We start from the raw sequence: 22,519 nt of genomic DNA, 5'->3' as shown, positions 1-22,519 counted from the left end.
TTAGTCACTTATTAGCGTTAATTATATTTAAAGCAATTTATAGCCTAATAAATAGACGAGGGTTAATGCCCTTTTTTATCAAAAAACACACTTAAATAGCCGATTTTAAAATGTGATCACAACGGCTTTATTCGCATTTACTTTGTTAATAAATAATTAATTCCACATCCAAAATTAAATATCTAAATAAAAACACTGCATACTTCCAAGCTAAGTACACTCTTATCAATAAAACTATTCTGCATATAATCCCTCGTAAATTAGATTCTAGTAAGTTTCATCAAAAAAGCGTGCATAAAGTTCCCTAACCGCTAACTATTTAGAAGGTATTAGTCATGACTAAAAGTGCATAAAGTTTGTTAAAACCCTTAATTTTAAAGGGCTGCGGGATAAAAAACGATTTGTGATAGATCTCTAAGAATACCTGACTAGCAGGCGTAATATTAATTCCAGACAAGAGATATGAATAAATAATTCATTCTTCTCAACTGAAAATAAATAATTACTCTTAGCGATAAAAGTAATTCAAATATATAAGAGAGAGACGATCATGAGTAAGTTCTATGTAGGTTCTGAAATAGGTCAATTACGCCGCGTTCTAGTTCACCGTCCAAGACGCGCACTGACTCACCTAACACCCTCTAACTGTCACGATTTACTATTTGATGACGTACTGGCTGTTGAGCGTGCAGGTAAAGAGCATGACGCATTTACTCAAACGCTTCGTGATCAAGGTGTTGAAGTTCTTCTTCTTACTGACCTACTAGCAGACACGCTAGCAGTGCCAGAAGCGAAAGATTGGCTTTTGAATCATCAAGTTTCTGATTACCGCTTAGGCAAAACTTTTGCTAACGATGTGCGCTGCTACTTGGGCGATTTACCAAACCTAGAGCTAGCAAAAATCCTAACGGGCGGTCTGTCTTACGCTGAAATGCCAATGAAATCATCTTCAATGATGCAAGGCATGCACGCACCAACCGACTTCATTATTGAACCGCTACCAAACCACCTATTTACTCGTGATACATCTTGCTGGGTATACGGTGGCGTATCCATCAACCCGATGGCGAAACCTGCTCGTCAACGTGAAACCAACCACGTTCGCGCTATTTACCGCTGGCACCCAACATTCGCTGGCCAAGACTTCATTAAATACTTCGGCGATGAAGAAAACATCAGCTATGACAACTCAACGATTGAAGGCGGTGACGTTCTTGTAATCGGTCGTGGCACGGTTCTTATCGGTATGTCTGAGCGTACAACAGCACAAGGTGTTGAGCACTTAGCATCTAGCCTATTCAAACACGGTCAAGCGAAACAAGTTATCGCAATGCAGCTACCAAAACACCGCTCTTGCATGCACTTAGACACCGTGATGACGCACATGAACGAAGATACGTTCTCTGTTTACCCTGAAGTGGTGAGTAAAGACGTGCAGTGCTGGAACCTAACTGGCGATGAGTCTGGCTCTGTAAAAGTGAAAGAAGAAGGCTACTTCGTAACGGCTATCGAAAAAGCACTTGGCGTAGACAAGCTAAACCTAATCACGACCGGTGGTGACAACTTCCATGCAGAACGTGAGCAGTGGAACGATGCAAACAACGTTCTAACGGTTAAACCTGGCGTCGTGATTGGCTACGAAGGCAACACATACACCAATGAAAAATACGACAAAGCAGGCATCACGGTTCTTCCGATTCCAGGAGACGAACTTGGCCGCGGTCGCGGTGGCGCACGCTGCATGAGCTGCCCAATTGAGCGTGATGGTATCTAATCACTAAGACGAAAACGGCCAAGCTGAACGATCTTAAATAATCTCAGCTTGGCCAAAATGAGAGAACACAATTATGACTAAGCAAACTGTTGTTGTTGCACTCGGCGGTAACGCCCTACTTCGTCGCGGTGAACCGTTAGAAGCCGATGTTCAACGCCGTAATATTGAAACAGCGGTTAAAACCATCTCTGAAATCGCGAAAGTGTACAACGTGGTTCTAGTACACGGTAATGGCCCACAAGTTGGTTTACTGGCTCTGCAAGGTTTGGAATACAAAAAAGTAAATCCATATCCGCTAGATGTATTGGGCAGTGAGACTCAAGGCATGATCGGCTACATGCTGATGCAAGAGTTCAAGAACTATCTGCCAAACCGCAACATCTCGTGCATGTTGACGCAAATGACGGTTGATCCAAACGATCCTGCATTCGCAGATCCAACTAAGCCGATTGGCCCGATCTACGAAGAAGCGGAAGCGCGTGAACTAGCGGAGAAATTCCACTGGATCGTCAAACCAGACGGCCAACACTTCCGTCGCGTTGTGCCAAGCCCACGCCCTACTGGCATTGTTGAACACGAAGCGATCACCCAACTTATCGATGCAGGCCACCTCGTAATTTGTACTGGCGGCGGCGGCATCCCAGTGAAAAAAGAGAACGGAAAATTAGTCGGTGTTGAAGCGGTTATCGACAAAGACATGTCTGCGGCTTTCTTAGCGAAACAACTGGATGCGGATGCACTGCTTATTTTGACCGACGCGGACGCTGTTTACCTTGATTGGGGCAAACCGACTCAACACGCACTGCGCAGCACCACACCAAGTGAACTGGCGCAATTCGAATTTGATGCAGGCTCAATGGGGCCAAAAATTGAAGCATCGTGCGAGTTCATTCAGCAAGGCGGCAAAGTCGTCGGTATTGGCGCACTCGAAGATGGTTTGCAAATCCTGCAAGGCTTGGCGGGCACCAACATCACCAAAGATTAATCTACTCGCGAGCTTTTCAAACCTTGCGAGAAAACTGAATCACCGTTTGAACTGAAATTAATACACAAAAATTGAATCGCGCTTTCTTGAATTTTCTTTCCCTGTAACAAGAAAGCGCCTAAATCTAAGAAGGAATACATCATGGCTTTTAACCTACGCAATCGTAACTTCCTAAAACTACTAGATTTCACTCCACGCGAAATTCAACACTTGTTAGATCTTTCTATGGAGCTAAAAAAAGCGAAGTACAACGGTTACGAACAGCCAACACTGACTGGCAAAAACATTGCGCTTATCTTTGAGAAAACCTCAACTCGTACTCGTTGTGCATTCGAAGTAGCGGCATTCGACCAAGGCGCTCGCGTGTCTTACTTAGGCCCATCTGGCTCTCAAATTGGCCACAAAGAATCAATGAAAGATACCGCTCGCGTTCTTGGCCGTATGTACGATGGCATTGAATACCGCGGTTTCGGTCAAGAGATTGTTGAAGAGCTAGGCGCTTACGCTGGAGTTCCAGTATGGAATGGTCTGACTGACGAATTCCACCCAACACAAATCCTAGCTGACTTCCTAACCATGACGGAATACGGCCGTGGTAAACAACTGCATGAAATCAGCTTTGCTTACCTAGGTGATGCTCGCAACAACATGGGTAACTCTCTAATGGTTGGCGCTGCGAAAATGGGTATGGACATTCGCCTTGTTGCTCCAAAACAATTCTGGCCACAAGAAGAGCTACTGGCTCAATGTCGTGAAATCGCAGAACACACTGGCGGCAAAATCACACTGACTGAAGATGTTCAAGAAGGCGTGCAAGGTTGTGACTTCCTATACACCGACGTTTGGGTATCGATGGGCGAAGCGAAAGAAGCATGGGCTGAGCGCATCAACCTAATGATGCCTTACCAAGTCAATATGGACATGATCAAGGCAACAGGCAACCCACATGTGAAATTCATGCACTGCCTACCCGCTTTCCACGGCGAAGATACAACAGTCGGCAAACAGCTTGCTGCTGAATATCCACAGCTTAAAGATGGCGTAGAAGTGACGGATGAAGTGGTCGAGTCTGAATACTCAATCGTGTTCGATGAAGCAGAAAACCGCATGCACACCATCAAAGCAGTAATGGTTGCAACACTTGGCAGCTAATAAATTAAAAAGTTAGAAGTTAAGAAGTTAAGAAGTTAAGCACGCACTTGTTCGCAAGATATTGACAAGTTCAGTGCAGTAACAGGGAAATGCGGGTGGCGTTCTTGGGATTTTGACCTTGGATAAAACCCGCATTTTTTTTCACGTACTAGAAAAGATTATTACCTGAAAAAGCCTGAGATTCGCAGCTCCAACAAAGGCTTAAATAGAAGCTAGAAATGGATGTGATTTCGCATAAAAATCCATTAAATGAATACTTTACAGAAAGTATTGCATGGCCTTTTTATCTGAGTATAATCCTCCGCAATTTGTCTAAAGAGAGCAAAAAATGAACCGCAATTCTGTCGCACATAATTGTCAAACTACACGCCAAAGAGTGGCGGTGGTGTCATTTTTATTTTGCTCTATTGATCGTTTCGAAGCCTCCTATTTTTAGGGGGCTTTTTTTTGTCCGCAATTTGACTGTATGCATAGAAAAAGGAAGACCCGTTATGGCGCATTCGTTATTTAACAAGCACATCATCTCCATTCCAGAACTCTCTCGTGATGAACTGGAGCTTATTGTCGATACTGCCGCAAGACTCAAAGCAGAGCCAAATCCAGAGCTGCTGAAAAATAAGGTGGTGGCGAGCTGCTTCTTTGAGCCGTCAACTCGAACTCGCCTTTCATTTGAAACCGCAGTTCAACGCCTAGGTGGCACGGTCATCGGTTTTGATAATGGCGGTAACACATCGCTGGCGAAAAAAGGCGAAACACTTGCCGATTCAGTGCAGGTTATCTCTTCTTACGTTGACGCCTTTGTGATGCGCCACCCACAAGAAGGCGCAGCACGTTTAGCCTCTGAGTTCTCTAACGGTGTGCCAATTGTGAATGGTGGCGACGGTGCCAATCAGCACCCAACGCAAACCTTGTTGGATCTGTTCTCGATTTACGAGACGCAAGGCACGCTCGACAACCTCAATGTGGCATTTGTTGGCGACCTAAAATATGGCCGTACCGTACACTCATTGACGCAAGCACTATCAAAATTCAATAACGTGCGTTTCTTCTTTATCGCGCCAGAAGTGTTAGCGATGCCGGATTACATCTGTGAAGAGCTGGAAGAGATGGGCATCCAATACAGCACCCACAGCAGCATTGAAGAAGTGGTGCCTGAGCTTGATGTTTTGTACATGACTCGCGTACAGAAAGAACGCTTTGATGCGTCAGAATACGCGCACATGAAATCGGCTTACATTCTAACAGCCGATACCCTGAAAGATGCACGCCAAAACATGAAGGTGCTTCACCCACTACCACGTGTCGATGAAATCACAACCGACGTAGATAAAACGCCACACGCTTACTACTTCGAGCAAGCGGAAAACGGTGTGTATGCTCGCGAAGCCCTATTAGCCCTAGTTCTAAACGACACTTTATAAGCAGGAGAAACAGTCATGGTTAAACAAACTCAGCTACAAGTAGAAGCCATTCGTAACGGCAGCGTCATTGACCACATCCCTGCTCACCTTGGGATCAAAATCCTCAAGTTGTTTAAATTGCACAAGACCGAGCAGCGCATCACCATGGGATTAAATCTGCCATCGTCAGCGCTTGGCCATAAAGATCTTATCAAGATTGAGAACATCTTCCTGACCAAAGAACAAGCCAACCAATTGGCTCTGTACGCCCCGCAAGCGACAGTAAATCAGATTGAAGAGTACAAGGTGGTCAACAAGCTAACATTAGTGCTGCCAGAGCAAATCAACAGTGTCTACTCTTGCCCGAATAGCAACTGTATTTCTCACGGTGAGCCAGTCGAAAGCAGCTTTAAAGTGCAGCTAAAACAGGAAAACGTGCAGCTAAAATGTCACTACTGTGAAAAAGTATTCTCTCGCGAGATCATGAGTGAAATTCGCTAACCCTTAGCGCCATTATCACGGTCTCCAAAGCACCCTAATACCGATGGATATTTATGCCAAACTTGGAATAAATATCCATTTAACAAAAGAATAAAACTCCAAAATAAAAGCAATTAACTAGAATTTTATTTGGTGATCCCCTTCAAAAAGATAACTATCCTTTAGTGGTAGACTCAATGGATAGACGATCATACATCACGCATACCTTCCCTCTTTATTTCGGGATTCATCGGTAAGCCCTATTTAACAATCGTACTCTACGGCTTTGGGAGTACGCTCGGCGCTATGGACAAGCGATAACCACATGTTGACCTTAAGGAGTTGTTCATGAACCCAATCACTGAGCACGGTTGCTTGTATTCAGCTGAAGATAAAACACTGACTGCAGCGTGCAAACGCTTACTACAACAACAAAGCTTCTCAACCCAAAACCAACTGCGAGAGAAACTCGTCGATATTGGCTATACCGGTATCAGCCAATCGACCGTATCTCGTATTTTGTCACAGCTTGGCGTTGTCAAAATTCAGAATGCTTGCGGTAAAAAGGTTTACTGCATCACGGTTGAAAGTGCACCGGTTCGTGTCGATGCATCCATCTCATCGCAAATCGAATTCATCACTCATAACCAAGCGATGGTCATCGTAAAAACTCATCCAGGTTGTGCACAATTAGTCGCAAGATTAGTTGACATCGACCCACACACCGAGATTATCGGCACCGTTGGCGGCAATGATACTGTGCTTATTATTCCAAAAGATACGATGAATATTGATGCTTGCGAACAAGTCGTAAAAGCACGCTTGGGTGTTGCCTAAATGTCTCTTTTACAAGGGCAAGTCACTCAAGTTGAATTGCAGATCCCCGCTCGATTACCCAATAAAATCGCTATCCCGCCTTAGGGGATATTTGTTTGCCGATGAAACTAATAGCAAACTATTACGGTCTGATTGAGTTAAGATACCTTCAACTCCATTTTGATGACTAAATAGTATGCGACGACTTGCCACATTACTTTTTGTTTGTGTTTCCCTATTCACCCAGCCTGCGTGGGCGCTATTTGGGAACGACAACGCCGAGCCAAGCTTCGGAGGCAATAACAATGGTTTTGTCCCTGTAGACCAAGCTTTCCCTTTCAATTACTACCAGCAAGACGACAAAGTCCTTCTCGACTGGCAAGTAAAAGAGGGCTACTACCTCTATCAACATAGCCTCTCGTTCACCGGGCAAAATCTCGCTATCGGTAATGTTGAATTAGAAGATGGTAAGCCGCACCAAGATGAATTCTTCGGTGAGGTGAGCATTTATACTCAGCCGTTATTCGTGCAAGTCCCTCTGCAGAGTTACCAAGATGGCTCACAGCTGATCGTTAAGTATCAAGGCTGTGCGGACGCAGGGTTCTGCTACCCACCAGAGATTCGTGTCATCGACATTGAACCGTTCACAGCAACAGGTTCTCCTAATTCGCAAGGTAGTGGCTCACAAGCTTCATCTTCTGCTAGCAACGAAACCGATGTTTCTACGCAACCAACGTCTCCGAAAGCAGACGTTGTAAGTAACACGACTCAACAGCCAAATGCCCCAGTTTCAAAAGAAGCAGGCTTAGCCGATAAGCTCGGTGACAGTTGGTGGACCCCTCTATTATTCTTAGCACTCGGTGTTGGTTTAGCCTTTACGCCGTGTGTGCTGCCGATGTATCCGATTCTAACGGGTATCGTTTTAGGTGGTGGCAAGCTCAGCCAAGGTCGCGCGTTAATGCTGTCGTTTATTTACGTGCAAGGCATGGCGTTAACCTACACCTTATTAGGTTTAGTGGTTGCTTCAGCAGGCATGCAGTTCCAAGCCGCTATGCAGCACCCTTACGTGCTGATCGCGCTGAGTGTTCTGTTCGTGGCGTTAGCAATGTCGATGTTTGGCGTTTATAACCTGCAGCTGCCAAGCAGCATTCAAACTTGGCTCAACAATCAAAGCAACAAGCAGCAAGGTGGTAATACCTTGGGCGTGTTCGCAATGGGCGCTATCTCTGGCTTGGTGTGTTCACCTTGTACCACGGCGCCATTGTCAGGCGCGCTGCTGTATGTGGCTCAGAGTGGCGACCTATTTACTGGTGCGATCGCTCTGTACGCGTTAGCCATGGGTATGGGTATTCCGCTGATTTTAGTGGCAGTGTTTGGTAATAAGCTACTGCCTAAAGCGGGCAGCTGGATGGACAAGGTGAAGATCGTATTCGGCTTTATCTTGCTTGCCGCGCCTATCTTCCTGCTAGAGCGAATCATTCCTGAGTTGTGGGCAACCGTGCTTTGGTCTGGTCTTGGCTTTATCGCCTTTGGTTGGCTTTACCACAGCAAGAATGCACTGCCATTTGGTGGCTGGAAACAAAGCGCTGTTGGCATCATTGCGATGCTTGGCCTGTTCGCATCAGCTCAACCTGCGCTCAATTACTGGTTTGCAGAAAAGAGCGTAACGGTAGAACAGCACATCCAATTTGCACGCATCAACACGGTTGAAGAGCTAGAAATCCAGCTCATTGAAGCCAAGAAACTCGGTAAGCCTGTAATGCTCGACTTCTACGCCGATTGGTGTGTGGCGTGTAAAGAGTTCGAGAAGTACACCTTCCATCAAGCTGATGTGGAAAACAAGCTTTCTGACTTCGTACTGCTACAAGCCGATGTAACGAGAAACATGCCTCAAGATATTGAACTGCTTAAACAATTACAGGTACTTGGTTTACCGACGATTGAGTTCTGGGATGGCGAGGGTAACCATGTTCCAAATGCTCGTGTAACCGGTTTTATGCCTGCTGATGTATTCTTAAAACACATGCAAAACCACCAGCTATAACGGCAATATTCACTAAAATATAAGCCGAATAGAAAGCCGCACCGCCCCTCCGTAACGAGATGGCAGTGCGGCTTTTTTGCTATTAAGAGTAACGCTTTCTTATTCCGGGGATAAAAGTCGATATGGTTCAGACTTTTAATGCATAGATATTGTCCACACACTCAATCAGGATGATAATAAATATTAACTAAATTGTTAAAAGTATGAACGTCATGGACTCGACCTATACCATCATCATTGCTGATGACCACCCTCTCTTTCGCAACGCCCTGTTTCAGTCAGTTCATATGGCGATCAGTGGTGCGAACCTGCTTGAGGCCGATTCTCTCGATGCCTTACTGACTCTGCTAAAGAAGGAAGACGAGCCGGATCTATTACTGCTCGATCTGAAAATGCCGGGTGCAAACGGCATGTCTGGCCTAATTCAACTGCGTGCTGAATACCCAGACTTACCGATAGTGGTGGTCTCTGCCAGTGAAGATGCCAGCGTGGTCACTCAGGTGAAAAGCCACGGCGCCTTTGGCTTTATTCCTAAGTCGAGTGATATGCGTGAGTTGGTGAGTGCACTGAATCAAGTGCTGAATGGCGACCCGTTCTTCCCTGAAGGGCTTATCACCAATAATGCAGCGTGTAGCGACCTTGCAGAAAAGATTTCCACACTGACGCCTCAGCAATACAAGGTATTAGGGATGCTTTCTGACGGCTTGCTGAACAAGCAAATCGCGTATGAATTGAATGTTTCGGAAGCGACCATCAAAGCACATATGACGGCCATCTTCCGTAAACTGGATGTGAAAAATCGTACTCAAGCGGTTATCTTGCTACAAGAAGTCCACAATTAAGCTTCACTGATATCCTCTTCTAAAGTCGTCTTAGGTAAACATAAACCCAACCTGACGACTTTATGATCATCTATCTCTGCAACCACCCAAGTGATGTCATGCCACTCGAAGCTATCACCCAATACAGAGTGTGCACCAAGCTCTTGAGCAACCAATTGTTTTAGCGTCATTTCTCGCTCTTCTTCCGAGCCAAGTTCAATACCATAACAATCACTCACTGCCGCAACTGATAGTTCAACATCCAAGAAGAAGTCACCAAAGAATCGTGCCGCTTCTTCTGCTAGAGGCGCCTCACTGAACAACGAACTTAAGCTGTCCAAATCTTTGTCTTGACCAAGCACACATAAGATATCGTTCGCCTCTAACACGGTGCTGCCTGATGGGTGAAGCATCGCATCTTGTCGAAACAGTGCCGTAATGCGCGTCCCTTCTGGTATAGATAAGCGTTTAAGCGGCTCGCCGACACACCACTTCTCGTCTTTCAATTTGTAGACAAACATCTCCCACTCACTGGTCGGATAAATCTCCATACCGGTACGAGAAATCGGTGTTGGCGTCGGTGGTAAAGTCACTTGAGCGAGTCTTGCGACTTTCATCAAGCTACCACCTTGAACAATCAGCGAAACCATAACCACGAAGAAGGCGATATTGAAATACAGCTGAGCATTAGGCAGGCCAGCCATCATCGGGAATACCGCTAAAATGATCGGTACTGCACCACGCAAACCTACCCAAGAAACAAACCAGCGTTCTTTGGTGGTAAAGCTTCTGAACGGCAGTAAACCCAACCAAACCGACAGCGGACGAGCAAACAAAATCATACCGAAGGCCAGTGCTAGCGCAGGCAGAGCAATGTCCATCAACGTTGATGGCGTCACCAATAAACCCAATACCAAGAACATCACGATCTGGCTTAGCCACGTCATACCATCAAGAACATTAAGAATAGAGTGTCGAGAGCGCGTCGGACGATTACCAATGAACAGGCCTACAAGGTAGATCGATAAGATACCGCTGCCGCCAAGCATGTTGGAGAACGCAAACAGCGCCACACCACCACTGAGCACCAAAATAGAGTAAAGGCCGTCAGCTAGTTGTACTCTATTGATAAGACTCCATAGAAGCCAACCACCACCAATGCCGACAAGGGTGCCGATACCAAACTGCATCGCGAAACTTTTCAGTAGGAAGTTCATCCCCATTTCAGCATCAGGCGTGCCCAACAGCGCAATTAAGGTTACCGTCAGGAACACCGCCATTGGGTCGTTGGTACCGGATTCAATTTCTAGGGTTGAGCCAACACGCTCATTGAGGCTCTGCCCTTTCAGCAGAGAAAATACCGCAGCCGCATCGGTCGAGCCGACAATCGCGCCAACCAAGATGCCTTGCATCAATGATAAGTCGAACAGCCACGCAGCCATCAAACCAGTAAGAGTCGCGGTACATGCCACGCCTATTGTCGCGAGCGAGAGCGACGGCCAAAATGCGACCTTGAAACTCGCAACCTTGGTTCGCATACCGCCATCAAGCAAGATCACAGCAAGCGCAAGGTTACTCACCAAGTAAGTGAGTGAGTAATCATCAAAATTAATGCCACCGGGTCCATCTTCACCGGCTAGCATGCCAACGAAAAGGAAGATCAAAAGAATAGGAACGCCCAAGCGAGAGGACACTTGCGAAAAAAGCACACTGATAGCGATGAGCACCGCACCAGTTAAAAATAAGTGGTTAATAGTTATTGCGTCCAATTCGTCCCCCCAAAGAATAAAACCCGAGCTTTAAGCATGTTGATCTTCTGCCGTTAAGCAAGGCACGGTCGGTAAAAGTGCCGCTGATACTATAACAAACTTATGTTTCGCTTCGTGTCATATGCAGGACTAAATACCGTTTCTCAGTCATTTAGTTGTTAAATTTTATGACTCGCAGTCTAATTCATGCGTTTTTGTTAGACCTTAGGCTAATTTAACAACATTGTAACATCACATTTTTCTATGGTTATTCCTTCCAACGCCCATATTTCAGTGAATTAGCGCTAATAGTGTCCCGACTAAAGTTGCACAGATCCCTTTACTTATCCTTGCTACATTCTAAATCGTAACATTACGTTAACACAGCCATTTACAAAAACGGTTTCTACGAAAACGGAATAAAGGAGAAGGCAATGGCGTTCGAATCTACGGAACATGCTCAAGCCTACTGGAAGGAAAACTTGGGAATTATGGGAACACTGCTCGCGGTTTGGTTTGCAGTGTCTTACGGCGCTGGCATCTTATTTGTGGATGCCCTCAATACCGTTCAGTTTGGCGGGTTCAAGCTAGGATTTTGGTTCGCTCAGCAAGGTTCGATATACACCTTCGTGGCGCTGATATTTATTTACGTTGTCCGCATGAATGCGCTCGACAAAAAATACAACGTACAGGAAGACTAGAGGCTAGAACATGGATATTCAAACTTGGACGTTTATTCTCGTCGGTATTACTTTCGCAGTATATATCGGCATCGCAATCTGGGCTCGTGCAGGGTCTACTAGTGAGTTCTACGTTGCTGGCGGTGGTGTACACCCAGTAGCAAACGGCATGGCGACCGCCGCTGACTGGATGTCGGCAGCATCATTCATCTCAATGGCAGGTATCATCTCATTCGTTGGTTACGACGGTGCGGTTTACCTAATGGGTTGGACAGGTGGTTATGTACTACTTGCGCTATGTTTAGCACCTTACCTACGTAAGTTCGGTCAGTTTACGGTTCCTGATTTCATCGGTGAGCGTTACTACTCGAAAACGGCACGTATGGTAGCGGTATTCTGTGCAATCTTCGTATCGTTTACGTACGTTGCAGGCCAGATGCGTGGTGTGGGCGTTGTATTCTCTCGTTTCCTAGAAGTTGATATTAACCTAGGCATCATCATTGGTATGGGTATTGTGTTCTTCTACGCAGTACTAGGTGGCATGAAAGGCATCACTTATACGCAGGTAGCTCAATTCTGTGTCCTCATTTTCGCCTTCCTTGTTCCAGCAATCTTTACCTCAATCATGATGACAGGTAACCCACTTCCACAAGTTGGTATGGGCTCTACGCTATCAGGCACGGATGTTTACCTTCTCGATAAACTGGATGGACTGACCGAAGAACTCGGATTTACCGCCTATACCGAAGGTAACAAGAGCATGGTAGATGTATTCTTCATCTGTGCGGCTCTAATGGTCGGTACTGCGGGTCTTCCACACGTAATCATTCGTTTCTTCACGGTACCAAAAGTACGTGATGCTCGTATCTCAGCGGGTTGGGCACTACTGTTCATCTCATTGCTATACACAACAGCACCAGGCGTTGCAGCATTCGCTCGTGTAAACATGATCGAAACAATCAACGGCCCTGACATGCAAGGTGTCGCAGCAGCAGACGCACCAAGCTGGTACAAAAACTGGGAAAGCACTGGCCTAGTAGGTTGGGAAGATAAGAACGGCGATGGCAAAATGTTCTACTCGGGCGATGAGCGCAACGAGATGAAGATTAACCGTGACATCATCGTACTGGCTTCTCCAGAGCTAGCGAAACTACCAAACTGGGTTGTAGCACTGCTTGCCGCCGGTGGCCTAGCAGCCGCACTATCAACAGCCGCGGGTCTACTATTGGTAATCTCAACGTCGATTTCACATGACTTGTTGAAGAAAGGCTTCAGACCAAACATGACCGACAAGCAGGAGCTGTTAGCCGCTCGTCTAGCAGCCATGGTCGCGATTGTCGGTGCCGGTTACTTAGGTATTAACCCACCAGGCTTTGTAGCACAGGTAGTAGCGTTTGCCTTCGGCTTAGCCGCAGCATCCTTCTTCCCAGCGATTATCCTAGGTATCTTCTACAAGAAGATGAACAAGGAAGGCGCAATTGCAGGTATGTTGTCAGGTATTGCCTTCACAGCAAGCTACATCATCTACTTCAAGTTCATTAACCCAGCAGCAAGCACACCTGAAAACTGGTGGTTTGGTATCAGCCCAGAAGGCATCGGTACGCTAGGTATGTGTCTAAACTTCGTAGTATCGATTGCTGTAAACAAAGTAACTGCTGAAGTACCACAAGATGTACAAGATATGGTTGAGAACATCCGTTACCCGAAAGGTGCAGGTGAAGCTCACGACCACTAAACAAAGATGTTTAGCAAAAAATGAATCAGTACTTACATTGTAGGGATTAGGTACTGACTCCAGAAAGCCGATACTTCGTGTATCGGCTTTTTCTTTTTCTGCTCACTTTATAAAAAGAGAAACAAAGGGTTGTTTTTAAAACCCCATTTGATAATAATTATCATTAACATCCAATAAAGAGATGCAGATGATGATGAAAGAGCAGCAGGTTCTCTATTCGAGGTTTTACAAAGCACAGGATCGCTTTGCTTCATTAGAACAAGTTCAAGGCCATGAGCCGTTTGTAATTCGAGAGTATATCGAGTGTGCACTGACGCTTTCGGCTTACTATGAAAAGCATGCCGCTCAAGAAAACATCTTGTTGTGCGAGCTGTATCTACGCCAAGTTTTCTTTCATTTGATTGAAGCGATTGAGTCTCCTGAGCGCAGTTTCGCCTTTCGTCATATCTGCCTAGACTCTATTCACTCACCACTATTTTATTTGAAACGCCACTACTGCCAGCAACCTCAAGGCCAAGCGCGTTTTTTGAATCTCAGCCAAACACTACAACAAGTCCAAGCCCCACTTGGCTAACAAGGATAGGATAGAACATGACCCTACAATTTCGGATTGAAAAAGACAGCATGGGCGAAGTGAAAGTCCCTGCCGATGCGCTATACCAGGCACAAACTCAGCGTGCAGCGGATAACTTCGCGTTTAGCTCGCACAAGATGCCGACCAGTTTTATTCAAGCACTGGCGTTAATTAAACAGGCAGCGGCAGATACCAATGCTCAGTTAGGTCTACTGGAGGGTGATATCGCCAATGCGATAGCCGAAGCCAGCCAAGAGATCATTGAGGGCAAACATCTCGATCAATTCCCGATCGATGTTTACCAAACTGGTTCTGGTACCAGCTCCAATATGAATGCCAACGAAGTGATTGCTACGCTTGCTTCAAGAAGCTTGCAAGGCGACGTGAATCCCAATGATCACGTCAACATGGGCCAAAGCAGTAACGATGTGGTGCCAACCGCAATTCAAGTGAGCGTTGCTTTGATGGCAGAAAACAAGTTGTTGCCAGCACTAACTCACCTTTCTGAAGCACTTACCGTTAAACAGCAACAGCTTGCTGAAGTAGTAAAAACAGGCCGTACTCACCTAATGGATGCGATGCCAATGACCTTTGCTCAAGAGCTAGGTGGTTGGAAATTTCAGATAGAACACGCCAAGCAAGCAATAGAGAGCACCCTGCCCGCTATCAAGGCTTTAGCGCAAGGTGGCACTGCGGTTGGAACAGGGATCAATGCTGACCCACGCTTTGCCGATAAATTTGCGAGTAACCTGTCTCAATCGACAAAGATCAGTTTTAGCTCCAGTGAAAACTTCTTTTTTAACCTCAGCAGTCAAGACGCGATCGTTGCGCTCTCTGGTCAGCTCAAAACTGCAGCAGTTGCGATCATGAAGATCTCAAACGATCTTCGCTGGATGAACTCTGGTCCGTTGGCTGGCTTAGGAGAAATTGAACTACAGGCTCTGCAGCCAGGCTCATCGATCATGCCTGGCAAGGTAAACCCTGTGATTCCAGAAGCTGCAGCTATGGCGGCGGCGCAAGTCATTGGCAACGACACCACCATTACCGTAGCTGGACAATCAGGTAACTTCCAACTGAATGTGATGCTGCCAGTGATTGCTCATAACGTCTTAGAGAGTATTGAACTTCTGGCAAACAGCTCAGTCGCTTTAGCGGACAAAGCCATCGCGACCTTCACGGTACGCCAAGATAACCTCGATTTAGCCTTGTCAAAGAACCCAATCCTAGTGACCGCACTTAATCCTGTGATTGGCTACTTGAAGGCGGCTGATATTGCCAAGAAAGCCTATAAAGAAGGCTTACCAATTCTGGATGTCGCAGAAAGAGAAACCGATCTAAGCCGAGAAGAGCTCAGTAAACTGCTTGATCCAACCACACTGACACAAGGTGGCATTGCTGGTTAGTTATTGAATTAACAAACGAATAGTCATTCACAGAAATAACAGAGACAAAGAAGGCCTCAGCTGAGGCCTTTTTAATATCTAATAGTTAATTAAACTAACTCACGCGATTCAATACCGCTCTGAGCTTTAATGGCTTCACTGGCTTGGCAATGAAGCTGAAGCTGTTGGCCTTGATCGCTGCCAACATGTCATCGGTTCTATCAGCACTAATAATGACACCCTCAAAAGAATCACCAAGGCGCAAGCGACACTGCTGTAAGACTTCCAGACCCGTCCTGCCATTATCCAGACGGTAATCAGAGAAAATGACATCTGGCAGCCAACCCTCATCTAGGCACTGCAAGCTTTCGACCAGATCAACCGCCGTCTTAACCTCACAGCCCCAACGTCCAATCAGGTTTTCCATGCCGACTAAGATTTCTCGTTCATTGTCGACACACAATATCTTGAGATGTTCGATGTCGCTGGTCGCCATTGGCGTCGAAGCTTGCACAACTGGAGCCACTTTTTCCGCTCTAGCCAAGGTGATGGAAAAGACACTGCCTTGACCCGGCCATGAGCGCATCGAAATTTGATGGCCAAGCACATGAGCAATACCTTTCGAGATTGCTAACCCTAACCCCAATCCTTGATCGGCTCGTACTTGGCTGCCACGAGTAAACTCTTCGAAGATCTCTTGTTGCTTATCTTCATCGATACCGGTTCCGTTATCCCACACATCGATTCGAACCTGTCCATTCACTCTTCTCGCACCCAGTACCACTTTCCCTTCCGGGTTATAGCGGAACGCATTGGTCAAAAAGTTCTGAATCACACGCCTTAACAGCTTAGGGTCTGAGTGAATAAACAGTGACGATGGGATCATCTTAAACTCAATTTTCTGCTGTCTCGCTAAGGCGCTAAATTCTGCGTTCAAGTTGGTTAACACGTCATGCACGGCAATCGCGTGAATGTTGGTTTCTAACTTTCCGGATTCCAATCGAGAGATATCCAGCAAGTCACCAATCAAATCTTCTGCGGCGCCAAGCGCACTCTCGATGTGAGATGACAGTTGCTTCACCTCTTGCTCTTTTGCTACCTCAGACAGTGACGAAGCAAACAAGCGAGCGGCGTTAAGCGGCTGCATCAAATCGTGGCTTACCGCGGCTAGAAAACGACTCTTAGATTGTGATTCTTGATCCGAAATCTGCGTGGCTTTTACCAAGCGATGATTCAGCTTTTCGAGCTCTTGAGTTCGCTCATGCACTCTCGATTCCAAGCTTTCATTGGCATCTTTTAGCGCTTGCTCTGCTTGTCGGAATACCGTGATGTCGGTAAAGCTCATCACAAAACCACCACTTGGCATTGGGTTACCTTGCACCTCAATTACTCGGCCATCAGGACGAATACGAGAAGAGGTGTGTCGAGTGCCTTGCTCAAGGTGATAAACACGGCGACGAACGTGATCTTCTGGGTCACCCGGACCACACAAACCCTGTTCGGCATTATGGCGAATCACATCGGAAATGGGTCGCCCAACCTGAATCAAACCCGCAGGAAATTCAAACAGCTCTAAGTAACGTTGATTCCACGCCACCAGCCTCATTTGTTTATCTATTACTGCGATGCCTTGGCCAATATGTTCAATCGCTCCTTGCAGTAAACCACGGCTGAAGTCGTACAGTTCCGAAGCTTCATCCACGATGGTCGCGACTTCTTCAAGCTGCATGTTTCTTCCCTGCAAAGCGGAAGTAAGTACTAACTTAGCAGACGAAGCACCGAATACACCGGCGAGCACACGCTCTGCGTGTCGAATCAAACTCGCAGGTGCTTGTTGATTAGGAAGTAACGGCTGCCCGTGTTGTTGCCAATAGCTGTGTAAGGCACTTTTCGCTCGCTTTCGACCGACAAAACGCGACGCCAACATCTCTAATTCAGCCACGGTTACACGACTTTGATAAAGGCTAATATTCTCATTTTCAGGCAGCGGCGTGCCAACAAATGCTGCTGATTGTAAGCGCTCACTTAGGCTTGGCCTGGTCGACATCGAAACCACGGCATAGCACAAGGTATTAAGTACAATACTCAGCACAATGCCCCAGTTCGAACTGCTGATATTCCAGCTACTGAGCAGTTCTGGCGGCGTGATCATCCACAGCAAAAGGTTACTTTCACTATCGCCTGCCAACATGCTGGTTTGACTCATCAGGGTAATCAGCCAAATCACTGAACCGACCATTAAGCCGACATACACACCCTTTCGGTTACCCAGACGCCAGTACAAACCACCAATCAGTGCCGGAGCAAATTGAGCAATCGCCGCAAACGAAAGGAAGCCGATCGCAGACAAGGAGTGAATGGTGTCGAGCGCCTGATAGAACAACCAAGCACCAAGCAGAAGCAATAAAATAAGCCCGCGACGAATTACGAGTAGCAGCCCCGAAAAATGACGATGGGTTCTTTGAGTTAGGCGCATGCGACGCAGAAGCAATGGCATCACTAAATCGTTCGAAACCATGATCGCCAATGCGATAGTCGATACGATCACCATACCACTTGCCGCAGACGTACCACCAAGGAACGCAAGCAAGGCAATATGATTGGCGCCTTCAGCCATCGGCAGGCTAATCACATACGTATCTGCAGGCATGCTTGGAAGCAGCCCTTGCCCCGCCCATGCGATAGGAAGAACAAACAACCCCATCAAAATCAGATAAAGCGGAAATAACCAACGTGCTGTGTGTAGATCTTGAGGACGTTCGTTCTCTACCACCATGGTATGGAATTGGCGTGGCAGACAAACAATCGCCAACATGGTTAAAACGGTATGAATGATTAGAGTCGGAATATTCGGTGATTCATAGGTGGAAGCCGCCACATCAAGCAAGTCGATTTTGTCGCTGCTCATCGCCAAGTACATAATAAACAGACCAACAATCAGGAATGCCGCCAGCTTAACGATGGACTCAAATGCCACAGCCATCATCATGCCACGGTGATGTTCCGTGTTATCAATGTGCCTTGTACCAAACAGCATGGTAAAAATAGCCAAAGCACCGACCACAAACCAAGAGACGTGATAATCCTGATAGCCAAAATCTTGAGCCAGACTAGGAGCAACAATATCCAACCCCATGGTAATACCGCGCAGTTGCAGCGCGATATAAGGAAGAATACCGACCACTGCGATAACCGTCACAGCTACCGCTAAGCCCTGAGATTTTCCGTAACGAGCCGCGATAAAGTCGGCAATCGAGGTGATGTGTTCTCGCTTCGCAATCAGGATCAACCGCGCCAAGATCCGCCACCCTAGTGTAAAGACCAGAATCGGGGCGAGATAAATGGGTAAAAAAGACCAAGGGTTATTGCTCGCCTGACCAACCGTTCCATAGAAGGTCCAAGAGGTACAATACACCGCAATCGAAAGGCTATAGATCCACGGGCGCCAACGCGATAGCCAACGAACCTGTCTGTCTCCATACCAAGCGATCAGAAATAACACGCCCAAGTAGGCTAAAGAGACAGGAATTACTATCCATCCTTGCATTGAACACCCTTTTCTCATCCATAAAAAAACCTCTCCATAAGGGAGAGGTTTCATTTAACTAAGGATGGGTGATTAACTCAATCGCATCGCTTAAATTCTGTGCTTTAGACTCTAATTATCAGCATTTGCTGTGAGATTCTGACTGTTCCGAATCTGATTGATTAATCTCAACCACTGAACTTCTTTCATCCAACTTAATGAACAGAGCAAGTGCACCCATTGCAGCCATACCCCAGAAGATATTTGCACCCCAAAGCTCATAACCCCAACCACTTAAGGTGGTCATCAGTGCAATAAAGGCACCTAATGGAATCGCGTTATACAGGGCTTGTAGCGCAACCATCTTGTTTTGTTCTTCAGATTGGATGTATTGAATCGCGGCGATGTGTGCCATCGCAAAGGTCACACCGTGCAGCAACTGCACCATAACCAGTGCGAAAATCGCTGTGGTAGAAGCGGTAATACCCCAACGCGCCATCACCCCAATAGCCGCGACGACAAACAAAGTACGCAGTGACCAGCCTGAGAATAATCGCTTACTCAGAGCAAATACGGCCACTTCAGCAACAACACCTAAGCTCCACAAGTAACCGATGATCGCTTCTGAGTGACCCGCTTCTTTCCAATAAATCGCACTAAAACTGTAGTAAGCCGCATGACTACCTTGCAGCAGCGCCATCAAAGCTAAAAATTTCACCACTGACGACTCACGCAGCAGTTCACCTAGTTTTGGTCGTGCCGCTTGTTGCTCAGATTGCGTTACTGGCATCACATTGGGATTTCTCATCGCCAGAATCAATGACAACAACACGCCCGCAAGTGCAGTATACAAAATCATGTCTGTGCCAAATTGTGCCACCAAATAGCCAACTACCGTTGAGCCTGCGATAAAGGCAATTGAGCCCCAAAGGCGAGTTCGGCCGTAGTCGAGCATTTTCAAACGACTGTAATGGTTAGCCATCGCATCAGAAAGAGGAATGATCGGCCCACAACAGAGGTTAAACAGTACCGTTGCCAACAACATCAGTATAAAGCTGCCACCGGTGAAGAAGTGGAAACCGACAAACAGCAACGCAGCGAAACTCAAACAGCGTAGCGCTGGCATCAAGTGTTCCACTTTATGGATACGCGGCGTAATCACTAAGTTGGCCACACAACGAGTCGCAAAACCGATACCAATCAATACGCCAATATCACCAGCAGACACGCCTTGGTCTTCAAACCACAACGCCCAAAATGGCAAGTACACGCCATACGCAAAAAAGAAACCAAGAAAATACTGAGAGATCCAGCCATAGGGTGAAGGGCTAAACATAAATAACCTATAAAGTGTGCGGAAAAAGGCAGCACCAATTATGCCTATCTCGCATACGATGAAAAAGGGAATTATTACTGGGATCGTATTCCCATATTCAATGGGTCTGGATATCGCATTTCAACAAGAGATTTCACGCTCATTAATACCCACACTCGCATTTAGACTAAAGTCGTCTGGAGCTTCGCTGGTATTTTGTCAGACTGATTAGAGACTCCCATTTCTTATTGTGATGCTTATGCCTGACAAATTTAATATGCAGCACCCGCCCTTCGATAGCCTGTCCGACACCGAACAGTTGAAGCTTCGCTCTTCATTAGACGTGGTGTATTACCGCTCTCAAGAAGTGATACTGGAAGCTGAAAGGCCGAGCCGACACCTGCACATTTTGATCAAAGGGGCAGTTGAAGAGCGCGCGAGCAGTGATGGCGAGATTTACGCACACTATGCCAATGACGATATTTTTGATGTCCGCAGCCAGTTTGAACCTCATACCAAACACCAATATATCGCACTCGAAGATACATTAAGTTATCTGCTGCCCACCGATGTTTTTCTTGAGCTTTACCACGCCAATGGCCAATTCGCTGCCTACTTTGATAGCAACCTATCAACACGAAAAGCTTTGATAGAAGCCGCCCAGCAGCAACAGAATCTTGCCGAGTTTATATTGACCAAAGTGGATGACTCTATCTATCACCCACCACTGATACTTGAACCAAACCAACCGATCAACCAAGTCACTCAAACCCTTAAAGAACAAGGGTTAGACTCGGCCCTAGTTCATTTGGAACATGATGATCCAAAAGCTTTTGGTTCATCATGTTCCTTACCGTATGGAATCGTCACTCGAACCAATTTATTGCATGCTGTGATGCTCGATAATTTCCCACTGGATGCGCCTGTTGGTGAGATCGCAACGTTTCCGGTGATGCACGTGAACCAAGGCGATTTCTTATTTAACGCCATGATTACCATGACCAGAAATAGAGTAAAAAGGTTGATGGTTTGTGATGGTAAAAATGCGGTCGGCATGGTGGATATGACACAGATCCTCAGTGCATTCTCCACACACTCCCACGTTCTTACTTTGCGTATTGCGCGCGCCACCAGCGTTGAAGAATTGGCAATGGCATCCAACAAACAACGTCAACTGGTCGAGAGCTTGCTCAGTAATGGGATTCGCACACGCTTTATCATGGAACTGATTTCTGCGGTCAACGAACAGATCATAGAGAAGGCTTTTGAGTTGGTGATCCCACCGGCACTGCATAATCATTGCTGCCTAATCGTATTGGGTTCCGAAGGTCGCGGGGAACAAATTCTCAAAACCGATCAAGACAACGCGCTAATAATTCAAGATGGCTTGGAGTGGCATCAATGCCAAAGTGCCATGAACGACCTCACCCACACCCTTCAACAATTGGGTTACCCACTGTGCCCGGGCAACGTGATGGTCAACAACCCGAAATGGGTGCATTCAGAACAAGAGTGGAAACAAACCCTTACCCATTGGGTAAAAAAAGCCACGCCAGATACCGTGATGGATATTGCGATCATGGCAGATGCTCACGCTGTGGCGGGTAATAGAGAGTTATTAAAACCAGTCAAACAGCACCTCAGTGATTTGATGCTCGGACAAGAATTGATTCTGACGGAGTTCTGCCGCCCAGCGCTGAACTTCTCGGTTCCCCTCACCCTATTTGGTAATGTGAAGCAGTCCAAGTCAGGGCTCGATATCAAACAAGGCGGTATTTTCCCTATCGTGCATGGTGTGAGAGCACTTTGTCTTGAGCATGGTGTCACCGTAAACAACACCTTCGAACGCATTGAGCAGTTGGTCAGCAAGAAAGTATTAGAGCAAAGTACCGCCGATAATCTCAGTGAAGCGCTCAAGCAATTCTTTAAGTGGCGCTTAGCCCAAAGGCTTTCTCAGCAGCACAGCAGCAACAAGATTAACGTCAAACTGATGGAGCGAGCAGACAGGGATCTGCTTCGTCATAGCCTGCACGTAGTAAAGAAATTCAAGCAATGGCTCGGCTACCACTATCAGATACGGGATTAGG

General features: G+C 46.5%; 16 protein-coding genes. 13 read left to right on the top strand and 3 right to left on the bottom strand.

Annotation, left to right across the window (positions count from 1 at the left end; translation table 11 throughout):
• Window positions 1-550 precede the first annotated feature (550 nt).
• The 8 genes from arcA (at window position 551) to MSG34_RS19575 (ending at window position 9,493) form a co-directional block, all read left to right on the top strand.
• On the top strand, window positions 551-1,774 hold the full coding sequence (gene arcA, locus MSG34_RS19610) for an arginine deiminase (protein ID WP_050647092.1): 1,224 nt from the start codon (window positions 551-553) through the stop codon (window positions 1,772-1,774).
• 73 nt (window positions 1,775-1,847) lie between these two features.
• Window positions 1,848-2,759: a carbamate kinase gene (arcC, locus tag MSG34_RS19605; RefSeq protein ID WP_019821541.1), complete on the top strand. Its 912-nt coding sequence runs from the start codon at window positions 1,848-1,850 to the stop codon at window positions 2,757-2,759.
• A 141-nt stretch (window positions 2,760-2,900) separates the two neighbouring features.
• Window positions 2,901-3,911, top strand: coding sequence for an ornithine carbamoyltransferase (locus tag MSG34_RS19600; protein WP_004729719.1), 1,011 nt, complete (start codon window positions 2,901-2,903; stop codon window positions 3,909-3,911).
• Between the two features lie 491 nt (window positions 3,912-4,402).
• Complete coding sequence (gene pyrB, locus MSG34_RS19595) at window positions 4,403-5,332, top strand: aspartate carbamoyltransferase (RefSeq protein WP_004729720.1); 930 nt, start codon at window positions 4,403-4,405, stop codon at window positions 5,330-5,332.
• Window positions 5,333-5,347: 15 nt separating this feature from the next.
• Complete coding sequence (gene pyrI, locus MSG34_RS19590) at window positions 5,348-5,812, top strand: aspartate carbamoyltransferase regulatory subunit (protein ID WP_050647091.1); 465 nt, start codon at window positions 5,348-5,350, stop codon at window positions 5,810-5,812.
• A 327-nt stretch (window positions 5,813-6,139) separates the two neighbouring features.
• A complete protein-coding gene (locus tag MSG34_RS19585) occupies window positions 6,140-6,628 on the top strand; it encodes an arginine repressor (RefSeq protein WP_017063664.1) in 489 nt (162 codons plus the stop codon).
• 175 nt (window positions 6,629-6,803) lie between these two features.
• Window positions 6,804-8,651, top strand: a complete 1,848-nt coding sequence (locus MSG34_RS19580; RefSeq protein ID WP_061040439.1) for a protein-disulfide reductase DsbD — start codon at window positions 6,804-6,806, stop codon at window positions 8,649-8,651.
• 212 nt (window positions 8,652-8,863) lie between these two features.
• The gene (locus tag MSG34_RS19575; RefSeq protein WP_048605445.1) at window positions 8,864-9,493 is read left to right on the top strand and encodes a response regulator transcription factor; all 630 of its coding nucleotides are present in this window, start codon (window positions 8,864-8,866) and stop codon (window positions 9,491-9,493) included.
• Here MSG34_RS19575 and MSG34_RS19570 read toward each other — a convergent pair.
• Window positions 9,490-11,241, bottom strand: coding sequence for a potassium/proton antiporter (locus tag MSG34_RS19570; protein ID WP_248339148.1), 1,752 nt, complete (start codon window positions 11,239-11,241; stop codon window positions 9,490-9,492). The genes MSG34_RS19575 and MSG34_RS19570 overlap by 4 nt on opposite strands.
• Window positions 11,242-11,654: 413 nt before the next feature.
• On the opposite strand from MSG34_RS19570, the gene MSG34_RS19565 reads away from it, so the two are divergent.
• From MSG34_RS19565 to MSG34_RS19550, 4 genes are all read left to right on the top strand, one after another.
• A complete protein-coding gene (locus MSG34_RS19565; protein WP_010435433.1) occupies window positions 11,655-11,921 on the top strand; it encodes a DUF4212 domain-containing protein in 267 nt (88 codons plus the stop codon).
• A 10-nt stretch (window positions 11,922-11,931) separates the two neighbouring features.
• Complete coding sequence (locus tag MSG34_RS19560; protein WP_017062715.1) at window positions 11,932-13,635, top strand: sodium:solute symporter family protein; 1,704 nt, start codon at window positions 11,932-11,934, stop codon at window positions 13,633-13,635.
• 187 nt (window positions 13,636-13,822) lie between these two features.
• On the top strand, window positions 13,823-14,209 hold the full coding sequence (locus tag MSG34_RS19555; protein ID WP_081090254.1) for a hypothetical protein: 387 nt from the start codon (window positions 13,823-13,825) through the stop codon (window positions 14,207-14,209).
• A 17-nt stretch (window positions 14,210-14,226) separates the two neighbouring features.
• Window positions 14,227-15,612: a class II fumarate hydratase gene (locus MSG34_RS19550; RefSeq protein WP_248339147.1), complete on the top strand. Its 1,386-nt coding sequence runs from the start codon at window positions 14,227-14,229 to the stop codon at window positions 15,610-15,612.
• A gap of 94 nt (window positions 15,613-15,706) precedes the next feature.
• Here MSG34_RS19550 and MSG34_RS19545 read toward each other — a convergent pair whose 3' ends face one another.
• Both MSG34_RS19545 and MSG34_RS19540 read right to left on the bottom strand, forming a co-directional pair.
• Window positions 15,707-19,138, bottom strand: a complete 3,432-nt coding sequence (locus MSG34_RS19545; RefSeq protein ID WP_248339146.1) for a PAS domain-containing hybrid sensor histidine kinase/response regulator — start codon at window positions 19,136-19,138, stop codon at window positions 15,707-15,709.
• Window positions 19,139-19,256: 118 nt separating this feature from the next.
• Window positions 19,257-20,453 (bottom strand): 3-phenylpropionate MFS transporter, encoded by a 1,197-nt coding sequence (locus MSG34_RS19540; protein WP_017062710.1) that lies wholly within the window; start codon window positions 20,451-20,453, stop codon window positions 19,257-19,259.
• Window positions 20,454-20,685: 232 nt separating this feature from the next.
• Here MSG34_RS19540 and MSG34_RS19535 point away from each other — a divergent pair, with 232 nt between their 5' ends.
• A complete protein-coding gene (locus MSG34_RS19535) occupies window positions 20,686-22,518 on the top strand; it encodes a DUF294 nucleotidyltransferase-like domain-containing protein (protein WP_086775588.1) in 1,833 nt (610 codons plus the stop codon).
• The last annotated feature ends 1 nt before the right edge of the window (window position 22,519 follow it).

Origin of the sequence: Vibrio sp. 1CM2L (assembly GCF_023161695.1) — a bacterium.
Lineage (GTDB): Bacteria > Pseudomonadota > Gammaproteobacteria > Enterobacterales > Vibrionaceae > Vibrio > Vibrio coralliirubri.
This window is presented reverse-complemented; position numbering and strand designations above follow the sequence as displayed.